General features: G+C 54.2%; 3 protein-coding genes and 1 pseudogene. All 4 read right to left on the bottom strand.

Annotated features, from left to right (window positions below; translation table 11 throughout):
* A pseudogene (locus BUB22_RS15635) lies at positions 1–1208 on the bottom strand (collagen-like protein); the annotation flags it as partial.
* Between the two features lie 30 nt (positions 1209–1238).
* Positions 1239–3647, bottom strand: coding sequence for an FISUMP domain-containing protein (locus tag BUB22_RS15630; protein WP_083535594.1), 2409 nt, complete (start codon positions 3645–3647; stop codon positions 1239–1241).
* A 42-nt stretch (positions 3648–3689) separates the two neighbouring features.
* Complete coding sequence (locus BUB22_RS15625; protein ID WP_175547317.1) at positions 3690–6413, bottom strand: FISUMP domain-containing protein; 2724 nt, start codon at positions 6411–6413, stop codon at positions 3690–3692.
* 11 nt (positions 6414–6424) lie between these two features.
* Positions 6425–8104, bottom strand: a complete 1680-nt coding sequence (locus BUB22_RS15620; protein ID WP_073116583.1) for a hypothetical protein — start codon at positions 8102–8104, stop codon at positions 6425–6427.
* Positions 8105–8203: the final 99 nt, after the last annotated feature.

Below are 8203 nucleotides of genomic sequence, written 5' to 3'. Positions count from 1 at the left end.
TTGCGGTCGCCCTGAAGGAGAACGGAGATTGCGAGCAGGGCGGCGTTGCCCTTGCCTTCCTTGAGCACGTTCAAGTCTTCGGCCAAGCCTTCGAAACCCGAATTGTCGATACCGAACGCGGCGAAGAGTTCCTTCTCGGCGGCCATCTTCGCCTTCGTTACAGAAGAATCCTTCCTCGTGACAAGGTACTGCACGCGGTCGTATTCCAAATGGGTCACCAGGTTGATGTTCGCGGAGGAGCGTCCCTTCAGGTTGGTCAACGCGCGCAGCTTGATGGCGGCAGAACTGTTCTCGCCGGTCACCTCGTTGCGGTAGAAGCCGTCCGCCACAATGTAGGCAAACGCGCTGTTCAGCTTGACAGTCTTGATGTCGAACGTGCCATCGGCGCGCTCAATCTTGCCGCCGAACGTCTTGCCGGTCTGCTTGAGAGACCTGCCATTTTGCAGTTCGTACGCCGTAATATCCGTGCCGGTAACGAACGGGCCCTTCTGGCTCACGCCGCTCAGGCTAATAGCACTATCCAGAGTAGCGCAGTCCTCGGCACTCACGTTAGCGTCGCATGCCTCGGGCTGTTCCGTGTAGCCCGTCAGGTCCATCGTGAAAGTCTCGGAGCCGCAAGCGATGGTAGCGGTCAGGGCAGTAGATTCCTTTATGGTACAGCCAGCGCCGTTGGCGCCGTCCTTGCCGGGTTCGCCCGGGTCACCTTTTGCACCCGGCTCGCCGTCCTTACCATTGGTGCCGTCATCACCCTTGTCGCCTTTAGCACCGGGTGCACCGTCCTTACCGTTCTCACCATCAGCGCCGTCTTTACCGTCGGCACCGTCCTTGCCGTTTTTCACCGTGCCGATGGATTCCCCGTTACAGAAAATCTCGAAGCCCGTACCGTCGCTGAGGCTCGTGGAGGTACAGACGTTGTCGCCCACGCTCACCGTGTTCGCGCCAAGCGCCATCCATTCCTTGCCGTCGCAACCGAGAAACTCGTGCGTTTCCTTGACAAAGGCCGTCTGGCCCGCGATATCCTCGGTACATGCAGGCAGATCGTCAGTGGACTTGATTGCGCCCACGTTCGCGTTGATTTCGGTAATGTCGTCACCGCAGGCCGCGAGGAGGGAAACGACGCCCAATGTCAAGGCGCGGGTCATGGTGGACACACTTGCCCCTACGGGGCTTCGGTGTGACGCGGAAAGAAAACGGATCAAAGACTTCATAGGACAGTTCCTCAAGATTTGTATTCTTTTTTAATCCATCACGCAACGAACCGAGAGTCGCATTGCACTACTCGAAGATGAAACATTCAACTGAGCATAATTCAAAAGCTTTCCTAACAAAACATAGTAAGGATAGTCGCTAGGCGAAGATGTACTACTCCAGAAATAGGCTTGGTTTTCCACATTATAGTATGAATTGCCAACACCCAATCCAGTAGTTGCTGGACCATAATATCCACCAGGCAACGCATCGAATCCATATCTATTATCTCCATTCATATAAGAAGATTTGAGCATTCTGCCAGCTCCATCTATCCCCCCAACAGCATTAAACAAAGTCGTCCAATCGTCATTACTTGGCAACCTCCATCGCTCGGGACAGATAGTCTTAGCCGCCCCAATTGTGTATAGACGTCCATAGATCAGGCAATTTTGCTGTTTGCTATCATAACAATAGCTACCACTTGTAAGTTCGCGACTCATATTTTCCGCCATCCAGTACTGATTGCCAATCTTAATAGTCCTGTATGTTTTTCCATCCGCGGTATCTGTAATTACATTAACCGAATCGAATTCCCATCCATTAGAAGTACAGGTATAATTAGACTTCAATACGCCCATAACAACGTTCGTATCCTTATAATAACTGACGCACCCTATGTTCCAGGCTATTTCAGAACTATCGGCATACCTAAGCGTGTCAGCATCCCAAACCATCGTATCGCCCGTAAAAGGTCCAATCAGCAACGTTCCATTCACATCAGGCTCCGATCCATTCTCCGAAATCCAAGCGTATTTGTCACTTTCTATTTCCGTCGCCACTCGCCACTTGGCACTGTCTGCATCCACACAGATAAAGCGGAGCTTGCGGCCTGCGGTATCGGCGGAAAAATAGTCTTTCGCATAGTATTCGGATCTAGGATTAGATATATGTTTCACCGTTCCTATCGGATTCTCGCTGGTACCACAGACACCGAGGCCATTCTCGACACTCCAGAATGTACGTACGTATTTTTCGAAGTCAGGCACAGTTCCATCTCCAAGGCCCCAGCCCTTCACATAGCCACGGATAGTTCCCAGCTTACCCGAGGTATCCGCCTGCATCGCCCAGTCGGCCATCTTCGCCCTGGTCGTCGAGTCGTCCCACGAGCCGTCCTTACGCAGGTCGATACTGAAATTCGTCAGGAGGTTGGTAAGGCCAGACTCGCTGCGGTCGCCCTGCAACAATATCGAAATTGCAAGCAGCGCCGCATTGCCTTCTCCCTTCTGGAAAATATTGAAATCCTCGGCAAAACCTATGAATCCGAAATTATTGATGTTGAAGGTAGAGAAGATTTCCTTCTCGGCAGCCATTTTCGACTTGAGGACGGAGGAATCCATCACGGTAACCAGGTACTGCACGCGGTCGTATTCCAAGTGCGTCAGCAAATTGATGTTCGCCATATTGCGATTTCTCAAATTGGTAATTGCACGGAGTTTGATGGAAGTGCCGCTATTCTCGCCCGTAACTTCATTACGGTAAAAGCCATCTGCAACTATATACACGTAGTTACTCATCAGAGAGACTGTCTTGATGTTGAACAAACCGTCATCGTTCTCAATCTTACCACCGAAAGTCTTACCGGTCTGCTTGAGGGACCTGCCGTTCTGCAGTTCGTACGCTGTAACATCCGTGCCCGAGATGAACGGACCCTTCTGGCTCACGCCGCTGAGGCTCACTTCATCCGAAGGGGCTATGCAGTCTTCGGCTTCAATCTCCTCGCATTCCTCGGACTCCGCCGAATGACTGCCAATATTCACCGTAACCGTGTCCGCTCCGCATACGATTGCCACCGTAGAATCAGTCCGGTTTCCGATAGAGCAACCGACACCGTCGTGACCATCCGTGCCGTTCGTACCGTTAGTTCCGTTGACGCCATCATTACCCTTGTCGCCTTTTGCACCAGGTGCGCCGTCCTTGCCGTTGGCACCCGGAGCGCCGTCGTCGCCTTTGTCGCCTTTTTCGCCGTTGAGCACCACGCCAATGGAATCCCCGTTACAGACGATTTTCAGGCCACTCTTGTCAGAGAGTTCAACCGTCTTGCAGCTAATCTCACCGCTGCTCACGAAGACCGTGTCACTTGACGCGACCCAGTCTCCGTCAACGCAGACTCGTGTGCCGTTTTCCTTTTTCACGAAGGCCATGCTACCGTCGTTATCCGACGTACATTCCGGAAGGTCCTTGACCGATGCGACAACATCGAGACCCATCTGGTTGATGTTCGTGACGTTCTCGGTGGTTTCTTCGCCACAGGCAATTAGCCCGAAGGCAAGTGCAGCGACAAATGCAGAAACAAGACGTACAGATCCTCGCTGGAGCCTGCCCTGAGCAAGCCGAATGGGCGAGGATGACATCAAGCAAGTGCTTGACGCGGAGAGAAAACGGATCAAGGACTTCATGACGGGTCTCCGTTTGGTTTTAGAATGGACCTTCGTGTAAAGTTATGGAGTCGGCAACTTCACGCAGCGTACTGCTGCACCAATGTGCTTGGAAACATCAATGGCTTCATTCACCTTTGCATCATACACATTAAAAGTTTCCGCTTCAGCCATTTCATTTAGAGTAGTCCACATGGTAAACGTACTACCAGCATCGGAATAGGTACCTCCAGACGCACTACGGTAGCCAGAGGGTATCGCAGAAAAACCATAACTATTGTCAGCAGTCTTCCATGCACCTGTGAAGTTCGTTTTTATTTCGCCACCATTTTCGGATATTTCTTCGAAAGCAGCTAAATAACCGTCATGAGGGATGACCCAGCCGTCAGGACAAATCCCCTGATGGGACTCCAGATTTTCAGTAACTTCGGTTTCAAAATACTTGGCATCCATATTCATGGCACCTACCCAGCTATACAGCCTGCCCGCGATTTCGCAGTTGTAGTCCAGGTCGCCGTAGCACCAGGACTGGCCATAGGCCTTGTCCGTAGGCTTGGGTTCGTAGTTCAGGTTTTCAGCCATCCATACAAGGCTATCATCATGGAGTAATGCCGCATTGAAGAACTTTATCATCACCGTCCTATACACATGGCCGTCTCTCGGGTCTATCATGGTGTCGTTCGCCACGTCGGTTATAGCGGTGTTGAAGAAACTCAGCTTGTCGTCCGGGGTAAACTTGGCGAAGTACGAATTCAGGTTGTGGGTGTTGACCCACTTGGCGCTGTCCATATCGCAGATATACCATTCGCCATCGGTAGCGCTCTTCTTGAGGTCGCGATTGGCCTTGGTATAGCAGGCGCCAATGCCGAGCGTGCTATCCAGCACATTGCCCTTGCGCCAGGCGGCACCATCGTACACATACACAGAGTCCGTATTGACCTTACCATTTTTGACCTGGCCATCCTTACCGGAAGTCCAGCCCTCGGTATCCTTTTCCAGGTCGGTAGCGAGTTCCCAGTTGCCGCTCTTGCAAACAAAGCGTGTCTTGGATTCCTTCTTGTTCTTGCTGTACTTGTTCTCGGTCCAGGTAATCTTGCCCTCGCTTGCACTGGTGCAGGGGTCCATCTCGTACATGGTGAGCCAGAAGTTGGTCAGGTACTTTTCGAAGTTACCCGGCTTGCCCAGGCCCCAGCCTTCCACGTTATCGCGGATGCTCTTGAAATGGTCCTTGAATTCGGCGTTCGCGACCCAGTCGGCAAGCACTGTCTTGAGCGAATCGTTCTTCCATTCGCCCTTTTCCTGGTCCTTGATTTCATCTTTGAAGGTGTTGATGACATCGGTCAACTGCGCTTCCGTAAAGTCGCCCTGGAAAATCACGGAAAGGGCGAGCAATGCGGCATCTTCGTCGGAGGAGCCTACGACGGAGAGCTTTTCGGCAGCCTTGAATTCCGTGGCGTCGATAAAGAAGTTCTTGAAGATTTCCTTGTCGGCCTGGATCTTGGCCTTGCTCACGCGCATGCCCTTGTTCACCACGAGGTATTCGGCACGGAAGAATTCCAGATGGGTCAGGAGGTTCACGTTGATGGTCTTCATCTTGGTCAAGTCAGATACGGCGCGGAGCGTTATGGGGGCAACGCTTCCCTTGCCCGTAACCTCGTTGCGGTAGTAGCCTTCGGCCACGAGGTACACGAACTGCGACTTCAGCTTGAGGTTGGAAAGCTTGAACTTTCCGTCGTCGGTGGTAATCTCCGTGGGGAAAGCGGTGCCCTTGGGGCTCAGGTTGCGACCGTTATCCAGTTCGTAGACGCTCACCGTAGTACCCTTGATGAACGGACCCTTCTGCGACACGCCGTCAATGCTCACGTCGTTCTGGGGGACAATGACATCTTCCGGGTCGACTTCTTCGGAAGAGGAGCTCTCGGTATCGGAGGAGCCTTCGGAAGAAGAGCTCTTGACTTCACCGTCCCCTTCGGAACTCGAGGACTTGTCGCCTTCACTGGAAGAAGTGTCGGCCTCTATGGAGTGGTTGGACTCGAGCACGCAGCGGACAGAGAGGCCGATGCCTTCGGAGTTGTAGGCGTCGATAGTCCTGAACTCGTAGAGGTTATCATCGGCGGACATCCTCACGTACTTGAACGAATCCTTGGAGTAGACCCACCAGTGACCATCGTTGTGGAATTCCTCGGTGTACTCTTCCTCGTCATCATCGTAAAAGCCTCCGGGCACGGCGCTGAAGCCGTACTTGTCGGTCGCCTTGGAAGCGCTGCCGCCGGCAATCCATTCCTCGGCATTCTTCAGGATGTACGAGGAGTTCTCGTCGGGGTCAACAACCTTGAGCAAGTGTTCCCAGTCTTCCGAGGTAGAAACGCGGGTACCCTCGGGGCACACGCCCTTCTTAATTGCGGAACCCAGGTACAGGCGACCGTAAACCTTGCAGTTCTTCTTGTCGTCGTCGAGGCAGCGGGAATCGTCCTTCGCATCGTACTTCAGGTTCTGCTTGAACCAGCAGCGGGCCTTGCTGTCGACCTCGGGGTCGTAGATGCGCACGATGTCGTAGACGTTCTCGTCGCGGGTATCCGTGAAGGTTTCGGGGCAGGTCGCGGAGTCGAGGTTCGCGATGGAATCCTTCCTATCCTGTTCGGCCTGCTTCACGGAATCCTTCTCGTCCTGGACAGCCTGTTCGTACCTGTCGACCAGTTCCTGGTCGTATTCATCAACAATAGAGCATGCGGTAAAGGCTATGGAAGCGGCACCGCCGGCAACGAGCAATTTCTTAAAAATCTTCATCTTGCCCTCCATTACATTTCAAAGAAGACGGAAACATAGCCGCCCTGGCCAAAGTTTGTAATCAGGTCGTGGCCGATTTCCACGCCCACGAAGCCGAACTTGTAGAACACGCCGCTCCTGAACTGCATCCATTCCTTGGAGTCATCCTCGGGAATTGCAATCACGGCAGTCTCGCGGATACCGAAGTCCTTGTAGCCCAGTTCGAGCTGTGCGAGAGGCGCCACGTACAAGCGCAGCAGGCCGCCCTTGAACGCGGCACCGATGTAACCGCCCGCGCCCACGGCAATGAAGCCGTCGCCGGTCTCGCCAAAGTTGAGCCTTACGCGCGCGGCGGCGGCACCGTCGGCGAAAATAACGAGGTCGTTCTTTTCTACGTCCTTGAAGCCTATGCGGCTCTTGTCGCCATAGGGAGCGAACACGCCCGAAACCGCGGCCCAGGGAGAGAAGTGCGTACCGCGGCGGCTCTCGATGGCCTTGGATTCCTCGGCGGCCTTTTCCTCGGCAGCCTTCTGCTCGGCGGCCTTCTGTTCGGCCTGCGCGGTGGCAAGCGAATCGGCATCGTAAACCGGTCCAAAGTCAACGCCTTCGGTATTGCCCTGGTTTTCCCAGATCCAGCGACCGTTCATCATCGCGGCCTTCTCGGCGAACTGGACTGCACCCTTGAACTGCTGCGGCTTGCCGTGCTGGACAACCACCTCGGCGCCCTCGACCTTGGCAGCACCATTCTCGAACTTGATGCGGATGTTACTTTCGTCTACGGGGCCCGCGGCGATGCGGCTGTGGAACAGTTTGACACCGTTCAGGTAGTAGGCACTGCGGACCGGCTTCGCGATATCCATATAGACCGTCGGAGCGGCGGCGGTATCTACCTTGTAGATGGCCAGGGAGCCGTCACGGGCAAGGTCCTTGTTCAGCCTATCCAGGCGTTCAATGAAGTACGGGGCAAAGCCTTCCCCATCCTGGCGCACGACCATCTCGCGGCAGGTCTCGCCCCACTTCTGGGCAATAGCGAGAGCGTTCTTGCGGTGGTTGGGCTCGTACTGCAGGGTGAAATCGTAATGGGCCTCGAAGCCCTTGGCGAGCGGTTCCAGGAACACGCCGCCCTTGAGGTTCAGGAACTGGTCCTTAGACGCGGCGAAGCTGTAGAGAGCGTCCACACAGGCGTTAATCTGCAGCTTGCGGTCCTCGAGACCGCGGGCGGTTTCCATGTGGCCCAGGCGAACCTCGCCGGTAACCTGCATGTACTTCTCTTCGAAGGCGGGCAACTCGACCTGATAGAAGGTCCAGCACTCGTCGCCCATCACGTCGTTGATGCTCACCGCGGCACACTGGTCGTTCATCTTGGCGATGTGGCTTGCGTCGGCGAGCAGGGAATCGAGACCCTCGTTCACATTCTGGAGGCTTCCCTTCAACTTTTCCAAGTCGGCCTGGCGCTGGTGGAATATGGCCGGGTCCTGCACAAAGATAGATGCGGTCTTGGCTTCGCCACCCTCGGTTGCGGCAACTGCCGGCTCAGTCGAAGGGGCCGGAGCTTCTGCCACGGGAGTTGCGGCGGCAGGCGCGGTTGCAGTTTCAGGTTCAACAGAACCGGCAGGAGCGGCGGCAGGCTCTTGGGCAAACAGCATTGCCGTAGAAGCAAGAGCAAACAGGGCTGCCCTACCGAACAACGAAATCTGGGAATTCTTGTTCATAGGTATTCTCGGTTAATATTTTGTTATAAATCTAAAAAAGAGTTTACCAACACCAATAAAAATGCTTACATAATTATCACAATAAAGGGGGTACGGCCT

Source organism: Fibrobacter sp. UWCM (genome assembly GCF_900129735.1).
Taxonomy (GTDB): domain Bacteria; phylum Fibrobacterota; class Fibrobacteria; order Fibrobacterales; family Fibrobacteraceae; genus Fibrobacter.
Note: the sequence above shows the minus strand (reverse complement) of the source record. Positions and strands in the feature narration are given on the sequence as shown.

Bases quoted from the DNA above. Each gene is read 5' to 3' on its own strand.
- BUB22_RS15630 (WP_083535594.1), bottom strand. From the start codon at position 3,647: ATGAAGTCCTTGATCCGTTTTCTCTCCGCGTCAAGCACTTGCTTGATG.
- BUB22_RS15625 (WP_175547317.1), bottom strand. From the start codon at position 6,413: ATGAAGATTTTTAAGAAATTGCTCGTTGCCGGCGGTGCCGCTTCCATA.
- BUB22_RS15620 (WP_073116583.1), bottom strand. From the start codon at position 8,104: ATGAACAAGAATTCCCAGATTTCGTTGTTCGGTAGGGCAGCCCTGTTT.